The 16,774-nt window shown below is 75.7% G+C and carries 11 protein-coding genes, 1 tRNA gene and 1 other RNA gene; 11 read left to right on the forward strand and 2 right to left on the reverse strand.

What is annotated here, in order from left to right:
* Nucleotides 1-37 precede the first annotated feature (37 nt).
* The 3 genes from ACLGIH_RS17425 to ACLGIH_RS17435 all read left to right on the forward strand — a co-directional run bounded on the left by ACLGIH_RS17425 (nucleotide 38) and on the right by ACLGIH_RS17435 (nucleotide 3,652).
* Complete coding sequence (locus ACLGIH_RS17425; protein ID WP_416529406.1) at nucleotides 38-517, forward strand: cupin domain-containing protein; 480 nt, start codon at nucleotides 38-40, stop codon at nucleotides 515-517.
* Nucleotides 514-1,293, forward strand: a complete 780-nt coding sequence (locus ACLGIH_RS17430; RefSeq protein ID WP_416526169.1) for an SDR family NAD(P)-dependent oxidoreductase — start codon at nucleotides 514-516, stop codon at nucleotides 1,291-1,293. The genes ACLGIH_RS17425 and ACLGIH_RS17430 overlap by 4 nt, the downstream gene beginning before the upstream one ends.
* A gap of 355 nt (nucleotides 1,294-1,648) precedes the next feature.
* Nucleotides 1,649-3,652 carry a copper resistance CopC/CopD family protein gene (locus ACLGIH_RS17435; RefSeq protein ID WP_416529407.1) on the forward strand — a complete coding sequence of 668 codons (2,004 nt, stop codon included), beginning with the start codon at nucleotides 1,649-1,651 and terminating at the stop codon, nucleotides 3,650-3,652.
* Between the two features lie 110 nt (nucleotides 3,653-3,762).
* On the opposite strand, the gene ACLGIH_RS17440 is transcribed toward ACLGIH_RS17435, so the two are convergent.
* Nucleotides 3,763-4,206 carry a hypothetical protein gene (locus ACLGIH_RS17440; RefSeq protein WP_416526170.1) on the reverse strand — a complete coding sequence of 148 codons (444 nt, stop codon included), beginning with the start codon at nucleotides 4,204-4,206 and terminating at the stop codon, nucleotides 3,763-3,765.
* A gap of 207 nt (nucleotides 4,207-4,413) precedes the next feature.
* Between ACLGIH_RS17440 and ACLGIH_RS17445 the strand changes: the two genes are divergently transcribed.
* The 4 genes from ACLGIH_RS17445 to ACLGIH_RS17460 all read left to right on the forward strand — a co-directional run bounded on the left by ACLGIH_RS17445 (nucleotide 4,414) and on the right by ACLGIH_RS17460 (nucleotide 9,509).
* Nucleotides 4,414-5,628, forward strand: a complete 1,215-nt coding sequence (locus ACLGIH_RS17445; RefSeq protein WP_416526171.1) for a sensor histidine kinase — start codon at nucleotides 4,414-4,416, stop codon at nucleotides 5,626-5,628.
* Nucleotides 5,625-6,308: a response regulator gene (locus ACLGIH_RS17450; protein WP_416526172.1), complete on the forward strand. Its 684-nt coding sequence runs from the start codon at nucleotides 5,625-5,627 to the stop codon at nucleotides 6,306-6,308. Before ACLGIH_RS17445 ends, ACLGIH_RS17450 begins: the two co-directional genes overlap by 4 nt.
* Before the next feature lie 103 nt (nucleotides 6,309-6,411).
* On the forward strand, nucleotides 6,412-8,583 hold the full coding sequence (locus ACLGIH_RS17455; RefSeq protein WP_416526173.1) for an MMPL family transporter: 2,172 nt from the start codon (nucleotides 6,412-6,414) through the stop codon (nucleotides 8,581-8,583).
* A gap of 233 nt (nucleotides 8,584-8,816) precedes the next feature.
* A complete protein-coding gene (locus ACLGIH_RS17460) occupies nucleotides 8,817-9,509 on the forward strand; it encodes a hypothetical protein (protein ID WP_416526174.1) in 693 nt (230 codons plus the stop codon).
* Between the two features lie 130 nt (nucleotides 9,510-9,639).
* Here the strand turns inward: ACLGIH_RS17460 and ACLGIH_RS17465 are convergent.
* Nucleotides 9,640-9,727 (reverse strand) — tRNA-Ser (locus tag ACLGIH_RS17465).
* Nucleotides 9,728-9,799: 72 nt separating this feature from the next.
* Between ACLGIH_RS17465 and ffs the strand changes: the two genes are divergently transcribed.
* From ffs to ACLGIH_RS17485, 4 genes are all read left to right on the forward strand, one after another.
* An RNA gene (ffs, locus tag ACLGIH_RS17470) (signal recognition particle sRNA small type) lies at nucleotides 9,800-9,898 on the forward strand.
* Between the two features lie 92 nt (nucleotides 9,899-9,990).
* Nucleotides 9,991-12,423: a DNA polymerase III subunit gamma and tau gene (locus ACLGIH_RS17475; protein ID WP_416526175.1), complete on the forward strand. Its 2,433-nt coding sequence runs from the start codon at nucleotides 9,991-9,993 to the stop codon at nucleotides 12,421-12,423.
* A 344-nt stretch (nucleotides 12,424-12,767) separates the two neighbouring features.
* Complete coding sequence (gene purD, locus ACLGIH_RS17480; protein WP_416526176.1) at nucleotides 12,768-14,021, forward strand: phosphoribosylamine--glycine ligase; 1,254 nt, start codon at nucleotides 12,768-12,770, stop codon at nucleotides 14,019-14,021.
* Nucleotides 14,022-14,326: 305 nt separating this feature from the next.
* A complete protein-coding gene (locus tag ACLGIH_RS17485) occupies nucleotides 14,327-16,507 on the forward strand; it encodes a hypothetical protein (protein WP_416526177.1) in 2,181 nt (726 codons plus the stop codon).
* Nucleotides 16,508-16,774 lie beyond the last annotated feature (267 nt).

Raw genomic sequence — 16,774 nt, forward strand, 5'->3', positions numbered from 1 at the left:
CGGGGGTAGCCTTCACGGGGTGAGTCCGGTGACCCCTGTGACCCCCGAGGACCTCGTCGCGCACTACGGGCTGGAACCGATTCCCCGCGAGGGCGGCCGGTTCCGGCGCACCTGGGCCGGCCCCGAGCGGCCCGACGGCCGTCCGGCCGGAAGCGCGATCGTGGCGCTGCTGACCGCCCGCCCGGGGGACTTCTCCGCGCTGCACCGGCTGCCCTCCGACGAGATCTGGCACTTCTACCTCGGCGACCCGCTCGACCTGCTGCTGCTCGCCCCCGACGGCACGGCGCGCACGGCCGTGCTGGGCCCGGACGTCCTGGCCGGGCAGCACGTCCAGCTCACCGTCCCGGCGGGCACCTGGATGGGCGGGCGGGTCGCGCCGGGCGGCTCCTGGACGCTGTTCGGCTGCACGATGGCGCCCGGCTTCGCCTACGCGGACTACGAGCACGGCGACCCGGCGGGCCTCACGGCGCGCTACCCGGCGGTGGCCGCGCGGATCGCGGAACTGTGCCGTCCATGAGTCCGTTTCCGGGCGCGGGTCTGCTCGACGGCCAGGTCGCCCTGGTCACGGGCGCGGGCGGCGGCATCGGCCGGGGCATCGCCCTGCGGTTCGCGGAGGAGGGCGCCGCCGTCGCGCTGCACTGCCGTACGGCGGTCGAGGCGGCGCGGGACGTGGCCGAGCGGGTGCGGGAGCGGGGCGGCCGGGCGGTCGTGCTGCGGGCCGACCTCACCGACGAGGACGCCTGTCGACGGCTGGTGGCGGAGGCTTCCGAGTGGGGCGGGGGCCGGTTGACCGCGCTGGTCAACAACGCGGGTGTGCAGCCGGTGCGCGAACTCGCGGGGATGACGGCGGCCGAGTGGCGGGCCGTGGTGGACACCAACCTGACCAGCGTTTTCGCCTGCACGCAGGCGGCGGCGGAGGTGATGCGCGCGTCCGGCGGAGGCTCGATCACCCACATCGCCTCCATCGAGGCGGGCGCGCCCGCCCCCGCCCACGCGCACTACAGCGCCTCCAAGGCGGCGGTCGTGATGCACGCCCGCGCGGCGGCCCTGGAGTACGGCCCGTGGGGCGTCCGCGTCAACACCGTCTCGCCCGGCCTGATCGACCGGCAGGGCCTGGCCGAGGTGTGGCCGGACGGCGTACGGCGCTGGCGGGCGGCGGCGCCCACCGGCCGGCTGGGCCGCCCGGAGGACGTCGGTGACGCGTGCGTGTTCCTCACCTCTCGGCTGGCGTCCTGGGTGACGGGCCACGACCTGGTGGTGGACGGCGGGGTGACGGCACGACCGTCGTGGTGACGGCACGGCTGTCGTGGTGACGGCACGGCTGTCGTGGTGACGGCACGGCTGTCGTGGTGACGGCACGGCCCTCGTGGGAGCGGGGCTGCCCGAAGGTTGGGGCTCGGCCCGGGGCCGGGGCTGGAGCGGGGACGAGAGTGAGGGCCGGGGCGAGGGCGGGGCGGCTGTTCGAGTTGGGACCGGCTTTCGGGGGCCGGCCGGGGCCGGTTCCCGGAGAGCCCGGCCGTCCGGGTGAGCGCGGCGTCCCCCGCGTCCGTATCCCCCTGCGAGCGGTGGGTTCCGACGACGGAGATGCGACGTGGGATGTGCGGGAGCGCGGCAGGCAGGCCGGGGGCGTCGGGCGGTGCGGAGGGGGCTGCTGCTGGGAGTGGCACTGGTGCTCCTGCTCCTCGGCGGCACCGGCCCCGCGTCCGCGCACGCCACCCTCACGTCCTCCGACCCCGCGGACGGCACCGTCCTGGACCGGGCCCCGCGCCGGCTCACCCTGGCCTTCACCGAGTCCGTCGGCCTGCGCGACGACTCCTTCCGCGTCCTGGACCCCGACGGCCACCGGCTGCGCCTGGGGGAGGCGGGCCACGCCGGCGACCGGTCGGACACCGCCCGTGTCACCCTGCCGGGCGGGCTCGGCGAGGGCACGTACACGGTGGCCTGGCGGGTGGTGTCGGCCGACAGCCACCCGGTCTCCGGCGCGTTCACCTTCTCCGTCGGGAGGCCCTCGGCGACGACCGCCTCCGCGGACACCGGCCCCACCGAGGACCCGCTGACCAAGGGCCTGCACACCGGCGCCCGTTACCTCGCCTACCTCGCCGCTGCCCTGCTCATCGGCGCGGCGGCGTTCGCCCTGCTGTGCCGCCCGCCCGACCCGGCCGTCCTGCGCCGGCCGCTGGCGGCCGCGTGGTGGACCCTGCTGGCGGCCACCGTGTCCCTGCTGGCGCTCCGCGCGCCGTACGAGGCGGGGACCGGCCCGACGGCCGCCCTCGACGCCGGGGCGCTCGGCGACACGCTGACCTCCCGGCCGGGGGTGCTGCTGGCGGTGCGGGTGGGGCTGCTGATGTCGGCCGCGGTGTTTCTGGCGGGGGTTGCCCGCGGGGCGGGGCGGGTGGACGGGGCGTCACCGGCTGCGGAGACGGGACGGGCGGCACCGGCCTTGGAGACGGGACGGGGAACACCGGCCGGGGGTGCGGTCCTTGCCGCGGGTGGTGTCCTCGCCGTCCCCCTGGCGCTGACCTGGGCCGCCGCCGAGCACGCCGCCGCCGGGATCCAGGTGCCGGTGGCGATGGCGTCGGCGGTGCTGCATCTGCTGGCGACGGCGGTCTGGCTCGGCGGACTGGTCGCCCTGCTCCTCGTCCTGCGCCGGTCCACGCCCACGGCGCCGCTCCCGGCCGCCGTCGTCGCCCGGTTCTCCCGCACCGCGTTCGCCTCGGTGACCGTCCTCGTGGTCACCGGCGTCTACCAGTCCTGGCGCGGCCTCGGCTCCTGGACCGCGCTCACCGGCACGTCGTACGGCAGACTGCTGCTCGCCAAACTCGGCGCGGTGGCCGTGCTGCTGGCGGCCGCAGCGCTCTCCCGGCGCTGGACGGCGCGCCTGGTGACGGCCGACGCCCGGACGGTCGTACCCGCGCGTGAGCGTGTCCCCGAGCTGGTCGGGGCGCCGCCACTGCCTCTGGAGCCGGACCCAGAGCCCGAGCCGTACCCAGAGCCGGATCCGGAGCCGGACCGGGACCGGGGCCGGGACCGGAAACGCGACCGAAGGCCCGACCCCGCCCGAAAGCCCGACCCCGCCGCCGATGCTGACCCCGCCCCCGAGCCCTCTCCCGCCCCCGCCCCCGAGTCCGGATCCGCCCCGCCCGGCGAGCCCCGTCCGCCGCACGTCCACCGCCGGGCGCTGCGCCGCTCCGTGCTGGTGGAGGCCGCCGTCGCCGTCGTCGTCCTCCTCGTCACGAGCCTGCTCACCAGCACCGTGCCGGGTCGCGCCGAGGCCGAGGCGGCGCGGGCGGCACCGGCGGGCGCGCTGCCGCCCGCGTCCGTGACCACGATCCCCTTCGACGTGGGGGTCCCCGGCGGCCGGGGCCGGATGCAGATCACCCTCGACCCGGGCCGTACCGGCGACAACGCGGTGGAGGCCGTGGTCTTCACCGCCCAGGGAGGCCTGACCTCCGTCCCCGAACTGCGGCTGTCGTTCACCCTCCCCGACAAGGACATCGGCCCGATCGATGCCGAACTCGTCGACCGGGGCGGCTACTGGAGCGCGAACGCCCTCACGCTGCCGCTTCCCGGCGACTGGAGGATGAAGGCGACGGTCCGGGTCTCGGAAGTGGACCAGGCGAGCGAGTCCCGGCAGGTGCGGATACGTCCGTGAACAGGCGGCATCCGTCCGTGAGCAGGCGGCATCCGTCCGTGAGCAGGCGGCACCCGTCCGTGAACAGGGGCATCCGTCCGTGAACAGGCGGCCCCCCGCCCCCGGCCGACTCACCCACCCCCGCGCAACCGGCGCACGCCGAGCGCGCACACGCCGCAGACCGCGCCCCACACCCCGTTCACCAGGAAGAGCGGGAGCAGGGCCTGCGGCTGCGCGAGCGGCCCCTGGAGCCGCCCCGTCAGGAGGGGGGACAGCACCGCGCCGAGGACCAGGACGGCCAGCGCGTACCCCAGCCCGGCGGCGACCGGCGTCAGCACCGGCTCCCGCACCCGGCTCAGGCCGACGGCGAGGATCCAGGTCAGCGTGGTCACCAGGGTGAGGAGCAGCGGCGTCAGCGGCCGGCCGAGGACGTCGGTCAGGCCGGTGACGGAGAACAGCGGCCGAACCAGCGCGACGGTGATCAGCAGGGCCACCATCGGCCGGTTCAACCGGCGCAGGCGGGCGGAGAAGCAGGCGGGCGGAGAAAGGGGGTCGGTTCCGGGATCGGTGCTCATGGAGCCAGCCTCGGCGGCAGACCCGCCCCGCGGCGTCGGCCGCCGGCCGGTACCTGCCGTACCCCGCCGGTTGCGGCGCCCGGCCTCCGGCTACCCCCGCAGTTGCGGGGCGTCGGCCGTCCGGTCCCCGGGGGTTGCGGGGCCGGCCCCGTACGGTCCACCGCTCGGAGGACGGCACGGCGGGGGCGGTCTGCCTACGCTGGCGGCATGGTTTCCCGCGCGGTCCCCCGTCCGCGGCTGCCGCGCGGCCGTGCGGCGGACGCCGCCCTCGCCGGGGGTGTCCTGCTGCCGGTCGCCGTCGGCAGTCTGCGGTCGCTGTTCGGCGGCCGGGAGGAGACGTGGCAGAACACCGCCCTCGGCTGGGCGCTGCTCGTGGCCGCCTGCGCCGCCCTGTACGGCTGCCGCCGCCACCCGGTGCCGGTCGCGACCTTCGTACTGGCCGCCACCATCGCGTACTACCTGGTCAGCGCCTACGACGGCCCGCTCATGGTCGCGTTCGTGGTGGCCCTCTACATCGTCGCCGCCCAGGGCCTGCTGCGGGCGGCGATCGTCCTGGCCGTGCTCGGCCTGCTGCTCACCGGCACCGGGACGCTGCTGGGCAACGAGGACGTCAACGGCGTCGCCCTGTTCATGATGACCGGCTGGCTGGTGGGCGTCGTGGCGCTCGGCCGGGTGCGGCACAACCGGCTGGTCCTGGCGCGGGAGACGGAACAGCGCGCGGTGAGCGAGGAGCGGCTGCGCATCGCCCGCGAGCTGCACGACGTCGTCGGCCACCACCTCTCCCTGATCAACGTCCAGTCCGCGGCGGCCCTGCGCCGGCTGCGCAAGGACCCGGCCGGCGGTGCGGAGCGGGCACAGGACGCGCTCGGCGCCGTCAAGGACGCCAGCAAGGAGGCGCTGCGGGAGCTGCGGGCGACGCTGGGTGCGCTGCGGCAGGTCGGCGAGGCGGCCCCCACCGCGCCCGCCGCCGGCCTCGACCGGCTCGGTGAGCTGGTGGACTCGGCGCGGCTCGCGGGACTCGACGTCCGGGTGCTCCGCGACGGCGGCCGCGGGCCGCTGCCCGCCGAGGTGGACCTGGCCGCGTACCGCATCGTCCAGGAGTCGCTGACCAACGTCGCCCGGCACGCGCACGCCACGGCGGTCACCGTCCGTACCGAGCAGGGGCCGGGACAGGTCGTCGTCGAGGTCACCGACAACGGCCGGGGACCCGCCCGCACCGGTACCCCGGCCGGGAGCGGCATCAGCGGGATGCGCGAACGGGCCCGGGCACTGGGCGGCGAACTGACCGCCGGACCGGCCGCCGGACCGGCCGGGGACGGCGGCTTCACGGTCCGCGCCACCCTCCCGTGCCCGCACCTCCGGGACCCGGACCACCCGCGCCCCGGCCCCCCGCACCCGAACGGAGAGCCTCCTTGGACATGACCGGACCGGAACGGATCAGAGTCGTCCTGGCGGACGACCAGAGACTGGTGCGCGCCGGTTTCCGTTCCATCCTCGAGGACGAGGACGACATCGAGGTGGTCGGCGAGGCGGGCGACGGCGGCCAGGCCCTGGCCGCCTGCCGCGCCCACCGTCCCGACGTCGTCCTGCTGGACATCCGCATGCCCGGCGTCGACGGCCTCCAGGCCGCCCGCGACATCGCGGCCGACCCGCGCCTGACGGACGTACGCGTGGTCATCCTGACCACCTTCGACCTGGACGACTACGTCTACGGCGCCCTGCGGGCCGGCGCCAGCGGGTTCCTGGTCAAGGACACCGAGCCCGAGGAACTCGTGCACGCCGTCCGGGTCACGGCCCGCGGCGACGCCCTGATCAGCCCCTCCGTCACCCGCCGCCTCATCGCCGAGTTCGCCGGCCGGGTCCGCCCGCCCGAGCCCGGCCCGCGCCTGAACGCCCTCACCGAACGGGAGCGGGAGGTGATGCGCCTGGTCGCCGCCGGCCTGACCAACGACGAGATCGCCGCCCGCCTGGTGCTGAGCCCCGCCACCGCCAAGACCCACGTCAGCCGCATCATGACCAAGCTGGACGTCCGTGACCGCGCCCAACTGGTGGTGCTGGCGTACGAGTCGGGGATGGTCAGCCCGGGCTGGCTGCGGGAGTAGCCGGGCGGAGTACGACGGGCCGGGGGCCCGCAACCCGGGGAGTACGCCGGTCGCCCACCCGGGGCCGACGCGCGGCGGCACACCGGCGCCGGACGCTGCGCCCATGGACACACACAGCGTCAAGCCGGCGGCCGACGCCACCGCCGTCGCCGAACCCCGGGCCGGCGTCTTCGGCCGCCTCGCCTCCTGGTCCCGGCGCCACCGCTGGGCCGCGCTGCTCCTCTGGCTCGCCGTGGTCGCGGTCGTCACCGCCGGCGCGCAGAGCGCGGGCAGCGCCTACCGCAACGACTTCAGCCTCCCCGGCACGGACTCCCAGGCCGCCGCCGACCTGCTCGAACGGCACGGTGCGGCACAGGCGGGGGACAGCGTGCGGATCGTCCTCCAGGACGACGCCGGGCTGACCGGCGACCGCACGGCCGTCGAGAGGATGCTCGACCGGGTGCGCGACCTGCCCGCCGTCGCCGAGGTCCACAGCCCGTACGCCGACGCCGCCGCCGTCTCCGAGGACGGCACGATCGGCTACGCGACCGTCGTCCTGGACGACAAGGCGGAGGAGGTCCCCAAGGAGGACGTCACCCGGATCAGCGACACCGCGCAGGACGCGGCGGGCGACGGCCTGACCGTGGAGCTGGGCGGCGAGGCGGTGCGCGGCGCCGAGGAGGAGGGCGGCGGCGCGGCCGAGGGCGCGGGCATGCTGGCGGCGCTGGTCGTCCTCGTACTCCTCTTCGGTTCCCTGGTGGCCGCCGCGCTGCCCCTGGTGACGGCGCTGTTCGCGGTCGGCGGCGCGATCGGCCTGATCGCGCTGGCCTCGCACGTCCTCACGGTCGCCGACTTCACCCCGCCGATCATGATGCTGGTCGGCCTCGGCGTGGGCGTCGACTACGCCCTGCTGATCTTCTACCGCTACCGCCACGAACTCCTCGCCGGCAAGGACCCCGCCGCGGCCACCCGCACCGCCCTGGACGCCGCGGGCCGCACCGTCTTCTTCGCCGGCTGCACGGTCATCATCGCCCTGCTCGGCCTGGTCGCCCTGGGCCTGGGTGCCCTGCAGGGCGTGGCACTGGCGGTGGCCCTGACCGTTCTGGTCACGATGGCCGCCTCCCTGACCCTGCTGCCCGCCCTGCTGGCCCTGTTCGGCGCCCGCATCGAGCGGCAGGTGCGCAGGCGCGCCGCGAGGTCGGAGGCGAAGGGCGCGGTGGAGGGCCACCGCTGGCGCCGCCTCGCCACGGCGGTGCAGCGCCGCCCGCTGCCCGCTCTGCTGGCGGCGGCCGTCGCCCTGTTGGCCCTGTCCGGCCCGGCGCTCGACATGCGCCTGGGCTTCGCCGACGCGGGCAACGACCCGGCGACGTCCACCAGCCGCCAGGCCTACGACCTGCTCGCCGAGGGCTTCGGCCCCGGCTTCAACGGGCCCCTGGTGGTCGTCACCCAGGGCGGCGACGACGCGGCGACGGCGCTGCGCACGACGCTCACCGACACCCCCGGCATCGCGGCGACGACCCCGCCCTTCCCCTCCCGGGACGGCGAGGTGTCGACGCTGATCGCCTTCCCGGCCACCGCCCCCCAGTCCGAACCGACCGCCGAGCTGGTCCACACCCTCCGCGACGACGTGCTGCCCGCCCTGTCCGACCGCACCGGAGCCACGTACCTGATCGGCGGCCCCACGGCAGCCGCCCAGGACTTCGCCGACTCGGTCTCGGCCCGCATCCCGCTCTTCGTCACCATCGTCGTGGGCCTGTCCGCGCTGCTGCTGCTCCTCGTCTTCCGCTCGCTCTGGATCCCCGTGAAGGCGGCGGTCCTCAACCTCCTCTCCATCTCCGCGGCGCTGGGGGTGGTCACCCTGGTCTTCCAGCACGGCTGGTTCGGGGTGCAGCCCGGCCCGGTCGAGGCGTTCATCCCGGTGATGGTCTTCGCGATCGTCTTCGGCCTGTCCATGGACTACGAGGTGTTCCTGATCGCCCGCATCCACGAGGAGTGGGAACGCACCCGCGATCCCGCCCGTGCCGTCCGCGAGGGCCTGGCCGCCACCGGCCGGGTCATCACGGCCGCCGCGGCCATCATGATCGTCGTCTTCGCCGCGTTCGTGCTGAGCCCGAGCCGCATGCTCCAGCAGTTCGGCCTGGGCCTCGCGACGGCGATCCTGCTGGACGCGGTGGTGATCCGCTGCCTCGTCGTCCCGGCCGCCATGCACCTCCTGGGCCGCCACGCCTGGTGGCTCCCGGCCCTCCTGGCCCGCCGCCTGCCCCGACCGGCCCCGGAGCCGCGTGCGGAAGCCTGAAGCCCGCGGCGACGTGGCGGCCACCCCGGCGCGCCACGCCTCGGGGTGTCTCCGGCATGCCTTGACGGCATGTCGGCGGGCAGCAGCATCAAGTACTACGCTCTCGCCTCCTCACAACCCGACGACGACCCCCTTCCGGGTCCCGGAGAGAGCGGGGACGGACGCTTGAACCCCGGCCGCGAACAGCAGCAGAACCGCACTGCCCACAGAACGCCGGGACGGGCGGACGGCCGATGAACGACGTCGAGACGCAGGCGAACGGGGCTGCCGCCGAGCCCCCTCCGGGCGCCGGCGGCCGCGGTGGCCGTCGCCGAGGACTCCTCGCGGGGCTGGCCGTCGGCGGGCCGGCCCTGGTGCTCGCCGTGGCCGCGGCCGGCCGGCTGCTCGTCGGCCAGGACGGCGCCGGGGGGCGCGTGACGGAGGACGCGGCGGACGCGAGGTGGGCGGACGGCATCACTCCGCAGTGGATGAGCGAGGTGATGGGTGTCGGGGTCCCGGCGACGGCCCGGTCCCCGCAGGCCGCCTACGAGGTCACCTCCCGCTTCGACACCGGCCTCCTCACCTTCACGCTGACCAGGTCCGAGGCCGAGGCCTACCTGAAGCGGCATCCCCCGAGCGGCGCGTGGCTGGAGCCCACCTCCGCGCCTGCCGATGCCACCCCCCACGACTTCGCCCACCTCGGCCTCCGGGAACCGGAGGAGTTCGGGGCCGGTGTGCGCTACGGCTACGTCTGCCCCGGCACGGGCGGCGCCTCCGCGGCCCCCGGTGACCCATACGGCGCGCCCGGCGCCCACGACACGTCCGACGGACGCTGCGTCCGCCTGTACGCACACGAGTACTCGCCCCAGCGCACCCGCATCTACCTCCGCGCCCACTTCGAGCCGGGTATCAGCCCCCTCCCGGCCACCCCGGCCTCGCCGAGCTGACGGGTCAGTGAGGTGAGACACGGTCCCACCCGGCACGGCGTTTGCCGGCGACTGCACCTCTGACACGGACAACGCCGAAGGGCCCCACCGCAAGCGGTGGGGCCCTTCGACATCGTGCCCGGTGAGGCACTGGCGGAGGATACGAGATTCGAACTCGTGAGGGGTTGCCCCCAACACGCTTTCCAAGCGTGCGCCCTAGGCCTCTAGGCGAATCCTCCGCCGGAAACACTACATGACGACGGGGAGTGCTCGCGAACTCGTTCCCGGCCCCCCGGATCAGGTAACCTGGGCGCAGCCCCTCACGCGGCGCTATCTGACTGAACTCCCCCAGGGCCGGAAGGCAGCAAGGGTAGGTTGGCTCTGGCGGGTGCGTGGGGGGCGTTTGCGTTCCGTACCCGTGTCCCTCCCGTACGTGTTCCCCGTACCGGCCGCGTTCCCGGGGCCCGGTCGGTTGTCAGTGCGCGCCTATAACCTCGTATGCGTGTCGTCTCTCGCGCTGTACCGCCGCTACCGCCCCGAGTCCTTCGCCGAGGTCATCGGGCAGGAGCATGTCACCGACCCGCTGCAGCAGGCGCTGCGGAACAACCGGGTCAATCACGCGTACCTGTTCAGCGGTCCGCGCGGGTGCGGCAAGACGACCAGCGCGCGGATCCTGGCCCGCTGTCTGAACTGTGAGCAAGGTCCCACGCCCACGCCGTGCGGCGAGTGCCAGTCGTGCCGGGACCTCGCTCGCAACGGGCCGGGTTCGATCGACGTCATCGAGATCGACGCCGCTTCGCACGGTGGTGTCGACGACGCCCGTGACCTGCGCGAGAAGGCGTTCTTCGGGCCCGCCCGCAGCCGGTACAAGATCTACATCATCGACGAGGCCCACATGGTCACGTCGGCCGGCTTCAACGCGCTGCTCAAGGTGGTCGAGGAGCCGCCCGAGCATCTGAAGTTCATCTTCGCGACCACCGAGCCCGAGAAGGTCATCGGGACCATCCGGTCGCGTACCCATCACTATCCGTTCCGCCTGGTCCCGCCCGGCACCCTGCGGGACTACCTCGCCGAGGTGTGCCAGAAGGAGCAGATCCCGGTCGAGGACGGGGTGCTGCCGCTGGTCGTGCGGGCCGGCGCGGGGTCCGTGCGTGACTCCATGTCCGTCATGGACCAGCTGCTGGCCGGCGCCGGGGACGACGGTGTGACCTACGCCATGGCCACCGCCCTGCTCGGCTACACGGACGGTTCGCTGCTCGACTCCGTCGTCGAGGCCTTCGCCTCCGGGGACGGCGCCGCCGCCTTCGAGGTCGTGGACCGGGTGATCGAGGGGGGCAACGACCCCCGACGATTCGTGGCCGACCTGCTGGAGCGGCTGCGTGACCTGCTGATCCTCGCCGCCGTGCCCGATGCGGCGGAGAAGGGCCTCCTCGACCACCCGGCCGACGTCGTCGAGCGCATGCAGGCCCAGGCGCGGTCCTTCGGCGCCGCCGAGCTGAGCCGCGCCGCCGACCTCGTCAACGAGGGGCTGACCGAGATGCGCGGCGCCACCTCGCCCCGGCTCCAGCTGGAGCTGATCTGCGCCCGCGTTCTCCTGCCGGCCGCGTACGGCGACGAGCGGTCCGTGATGGCCCGCCTGGACCGCATCGAGCGCGGCGTGAGCTTCGCCACGGGCGCGGGCACGCCCGCGATGGGATACGCAGCCGGGTCCGATGCCCACGCGGCCCCAGCGGCCCCCGCCGCCCACCCCGGCAGCGGTGTCGCCGGCGGTCCGGTGCCGCCCGGGGGCGGTCCCGCGGCAGCCCGGGCGGCGGTACGGGCGTCCGGAGCCGTCACCGGGGAGGGCGAGGGCGGCGGCGCCTCCGGGCCCGCCCCGGCGGGCGCACCCGGGGGACAGCCCTCCGGTCAGCCCTCCGGTCGGCCTTCGGGGCAGTCTGCGGGTCCGGGTGCCGGGGCCGATGGCCAGGCTTTTGGTCCTTCGGCCGGGGGAGGCGGTCAGGCTTCCGCCCCCGCGTCTTCCCGTCCGGATCCCGCGTCGGCCTCCTCGACTCCGACTCCGACTCCGACATCGACTCCGACCCCGACGTCGGCCCCGCCCGCTTCTCCGTCCGCGCCCGGGGCCTGGCCCACCGCCGCCTCCGCGGGCAGCGGCCGGCGGCCCGGCGGCTGGCCCACGGCGGCACCCGCGGGCGGCGGCCAGGCGCCGACGCCCGCCACGCCCTCTGCCGCCACCGCATCCCCGGCCCAGTCCGCACCCCCCGCAGCCTCCGCCCCGGCCCCCGCGTCGGGCGGGGCGCACGGGTCGGCTGCCATGCCCCCGAGCGGTGGCCTCGACCCCCGCACGCTCTGGCCGAACATCCTGGAGGCCGTCAAGAACCGCCGCCGCTTCACCTGGATCCTGCTCAGCCAGAACGCCCAGGTGGCCGGCTTCGACGGCACCTCCCTGCAACTCGGCTTCGTCAACGCCGGAGCCCGCGACAACTTCCTGAGCAGCGGCAGCGAGGACGTGCTGCGGCAGGCGCTGGCCGAGCAGTTCAACGTCCAGTGGAAGATCGAGGCGGTCGTCGATCCGTCCGGCGGCTCGGCAGCCCCGCCGGCGGCAGGACCCTCCGGCGGTTACGGCGGCGGCACGCCCGGGCAGCGCCCCGCGGCGCCGTCCCCGGCCTCCCCCGCCTCCGGCCCCGCCGGCTCCTCCAGGCCCTCCGCGCCGTCCCCGGCGCCGCAGGCATCGGCGGCCCCCGCCCCGGCCTCCGCGCCCGCACCGGCGCCGGCTTCCGTCCCGCAGCCCTCGGCATCCGAGCGGCGCTCGGTCTCCATCGAGGACGACATCCCCGAGGACGACGACCCCGACCTCGACGAGTCGGCCCTCTCCGGGCAGGAACTCCTCGTCCGCGAGCTGGGCGCGACCGTGGTGGAGGAGATCGCCAACGAGTAGCGCCCCGGCGCCCGTCCGGCCCGGGCGAGGCGCCGCGGGCAGGGGCACCGAGGGCACGGCGCCACGGGCGGGCCGCCCGCCATGGGCAGACCGTCACGGGCAGGCCGCCACCCGCATGCGTCCCGGCAGGCCGCCACCCGGATGCCGTCACGGGCAGGACGCCATCCGCATGCGTCCCGGCAGGCCGCCACCCACGGGCCGTCGCGGGCAGGCGGTCATCCGCAGACCGCCACGGACAGTGCGCCGTCCTCAGGCCGCCACTGGAGAAACGTACGAACCCGCCACTCTCACCCCTTCGGAAGCCCGCACAAACCGTGCCCCCGTCCTCCCGTTAGGCTGGCCCCGTGAAGGTCCTCGTCATCGGCGGCGGCGCCCGCGAACACGCCCTGTGCCGCTCCCTGTCCCTCGACTCCGACGTCACCGCGCTGCACTGCGCCCCCGGCAACGCCGGCATCGCCGACGTCGCCGAGCTGCACCAGGTCGACGCCCTCGACGGTGCCGCCGTGACCGCGCTGGCCACCGAGCTCGGCGCCGAGCTGGTCGTCGTCGGACCGGAGGCGCCGCTCGTCGCGGGCGTGGCCGACGCCGTCCGTGCGGCGGGCATCCCGGTCTTCGGCCCGTCCGGGGAGGCCGCGCAGCTGGAGGGCTCCAAGGCCTTCGCGAAGGACGTCATGGCCGCGGCCGGCGTCCCCACCGCGCGCTCGTACGTCTGCACCACGCCGGAGGAGGCCGACGCGGCCCTCGACGCGTTCGGCGCCCCGTACGTCGTCAAGGACGACGGGCTGGCCGCCGGCAAGGGCGTCGTCGTCACCTCCGACCGCGACGCCGCCAAGGCACACGCGGCGGCTTGTGAGCGGGTAGTCATCGAGGAGTACCTCGACGGCCCCGAGGTCTCCCTCTTCGCCATCACCGACGGCGACAACGTCCGCCCCCTCCAGCCCGCCCAGGACTTCAAGCGCGCGCTCGACGGCGACGAGGGACCCAACACCGGCGGCATGGGGGCGTACTCCCCGCTGCCCTGGGCCGACCCGAAGCTCGTCGACGAGGTCGTGCAGACCGTCCTGCAGCCGACCGTCGACGAGATGCGCCGCCGCGGCACCCCGTTCTCGGGCCTGCTCTACGCCGGTCTCGCGATCACCTCGCGCGGTGTCCGCGTGATCGAGTTCAACGCCCGCTTCGGCGACCCCGAGACCCAGGTGGTGCTCGCCCGGCTGCAGACCCCGCTGGCCGGTCTCCTCATGGCCGCCGCCACCGGCAACCTCGCCGACCTGGAGCCCCTGCGCTGGAGCGACGAAGCGGCGGTCACCGTGGTCGTCGCCTCGCACAACTACCCCGGCACCCCGCGCACCGGCGACCCGATCACCGGCCTCGACGAGGTGGCGGCGCAGGACGCCCCGCACGCCTACGTCCTGCACGCCGGCACCCGGCGCGAGGGCGACGCCGTGGTCAGCGCGGGCGGTCGCGTCCTGTCCGTCACCGCCACCGGCGAGAACCTCACCGAGGCCCGCGACCGCGCGTACCGGGCCGTCGCCCGCATCGGCCTCGACGGCTCCCAGCACCGTACGGACATCGCGGCGAAGGCGGCCGCCGGCGCGTAGCGCCCCCTTCCGCTCACCCGGCGAACCTTCCAGGCCCCGGTTCCGTCTCCGGAACCGGGGCCTGGTCGTCTCCGGAACCGAGGCCTGATCATCGCTGTCCGTCATCCACCTTTCCCCAAAGCCATTCCATCGAGTGACCGATGCCCCCATACGGCTGACGGGCACCGAGCCCCCAACTAGGGTGCGGCGCAAGCGTTCCGGCACTTGGCCCACCGGCATTGCGATGTCAGTGGCGGGTGCCACAGTGGGGAAGTGAGCACCACCAGGCAGCGACAGGACAGAGAGGGAGGGGGCGAGGTTCGGTCATGACCGGTACGGGAGTGGAGGAGCGGGGCGCGCAGGCCGCGCGGTCCCGGGCCCTTGCCGTGCTGCGCATCCGCAGCCGGGCCCTGGCCGTCGCCCTGCTGCCGGCCGCAGCCGCCGTGATCCTGCTCGCGGGCGGGTCCACCGGCCATCTGACGGGCGCCGGCTGGGACGCGGCCCGCTGGGCCGTCGGCGTGCTCGCGTTCCTCGTGCTGCTGGCCACCGCCGGCATCGCCCTGGTCGTCGCCCGGGCCCGTCCCGCCGTCAGCCCGACGGTCCCGATCGCCGAGGACTCGGCCCCGGACCTGTACCGGATGGTCCGCGACCTGGCCGACCGGCTCGACGTCCCCGCGCCGTCCGCGATAGCGCTCACCCCCGACTGCGACAGCTGGCTGGAGGACCGCACCCACCCGGCCCACGGCCCTCCGCCGGAGGAGCCCGCGGACCTCGCGGGCCTGGACGGCCCCGCGCACCGCCGTTCGGCCGCCGCGCCCGTCCTGGTCATCGGCTCACCCTTCCTGTGGTGGATGCGCGTCGGCGAACTGCGCGCGGTCCTCGCCCCGGTCGTGGCCGGTACGGGACCGTCGGCGCACCCCGACATAGCCGCGGCCCGGCGCTTCGTCCGGGGCCTGGACGCCGCCGTGGCGGTGGCCTCCGCCGGGTCCCGCCGCCCGCTGTCCCGCGCGGTGTCCGCGGGCGTCGGCCGGGTGGTCAGGCTCCTGCTGCACAGCTGCCGGGTGCACGCCGCCGAGATGGAGCGCGGCGTCGCGGCCGCCGCCGCCGAGCGTGCCCAGGCGGTGGACTACGGACTGCGGATCGTCGCCCAGGAACAGGTGGGCCTGGCGTACGCGGGCTGGGACCGTCTGCTGACCCGGGTGGCGCTGCCCGCCTGGCGGATGGGGCGCTGGCCGTCCCGGCTGGACGCGGGCGTGGTCGCCGCGCTCACCGAGCTGTCCCGGCGCGACCGGCTGGCCGAGGGCTTCACCTCCCGCCTGGGCGAGCGCCCCGCCTGCGACCTGCTGGAGGAGCCCGGCGCGGTGGACGAGGCGGCTTCCCTCCTCGCCGCCCGCCTCTTCCACGGAGGGCCCGCGGAGTCCGGTCCGGACTGGGCGCCGGTGGAGTGGCACGAGTACCCCGAGGAGGTCGTCGACCGCACCTGGCGCACCGACGCCGCCCGGCTGCACCGCGTCCTGGACGCGATGGGCGTCCGCCGCACCGCCGCCCACACCGTGCCGGGCGCCGGCGCCGCCGACGTCTCCGCCCCGGACAGCTTCTCCACCACCGACCGCTTCTCCGCCCCGGCCCACTTCTCCACCACCGACCGCTTCTCCGCCCCGGCCCACTTCTCCGACTCCGCCGCCGGAGCCGACGGCCCGGGAGCCGAGGCCCCCACCCTGGCCCGCGTCCTCGACCACCTCGCCGACCCGACCGCGCCGCCCCCCGTCCGGACCACCGGCGGTCCCACCGCGCACGACGACCACGGTTCCCACCACGACGGGCCCGCGCCCACCGCCGAAGACCGCGAGGCCGACGAGACCGGCCGGCGACCCGACCCGGCCCACGCCCACACAGCCCGCCCGGACGCCCTCACCGACAACGCCCTCACCGAGAGCGCCTCCGCCGAGAACGCCCTCCCCGAGAACACCTCCGCCGAGGATGTCTCCGCCGAGACCGCCCTCCCCGAAGGCACCCTCGGCGCCGAGGACGAACTCGACGAGGACGGCCTGGACACCACTCCCCGTGGCGCCGCCCTCGCCGCCGGCCTCAGCGCCGAGCTCGCCCGCGAGGAGGCGGGCGCCGGCGGACCGGCCTCCTCCGGCACCGGCCCCGGCGGCGCGACGGCCTCGGCGGCACCGCCCGCGCCGCCCGTCCCGCCCGGCCCCGACCCCGCCCTCTGGGACGACCGCGCGCTCCCGCTCTTCCCCCCGCAGCCCCCGCGCAGCGGCCGTGAGCTGCTCGCCGACCACATCACCGCGATGGTGTGCTGCGCCGCGATGGACACCGCCGGCGCGACCCCCTGCCTGGACTGGCTCGACGGCCCCTCCCTCCTGATCGGCGGTGAGCGCGCGGCCGACCTGGCCCCCCGGGTCCTCAGCCTCGTCGAGACGGGTGACGCGGGCCCACTGCGCGCATGGCTGGCCGAACAGGGGATACGACCGGAAAAGCCGGTACGGCTGGTCTGACGGGCAGCCCCCACCACCAGGCACCCTCGCCGCACCAGGCACCCCCACCACACCGCCACCCCCACCACACCCGGCGGCCCCGCCCCGCCACCCCCGGACCCGATCCACCTGACCCCCCACCGCCCCCTCCGCAGGACCGAACCACCGTTCCGGACCCACGAGTTCCACTTTCGGCCAGTTCACGACGAGCAGTGACCGCACGCGTGCGAAATGTGATGTGCTGGGACCGATCGCGCACATGGCAATCGCGTACGTCATACGCACGAC

Origin of the sequence: Streptomyces hamibioticus (assembly GCF_047946815.1) — a bacterium.
GTDB lineage: Bacteria > Actinomycetota > Actinomycetes > Streptomycetales > Streptomycetaceae > Streptomyces.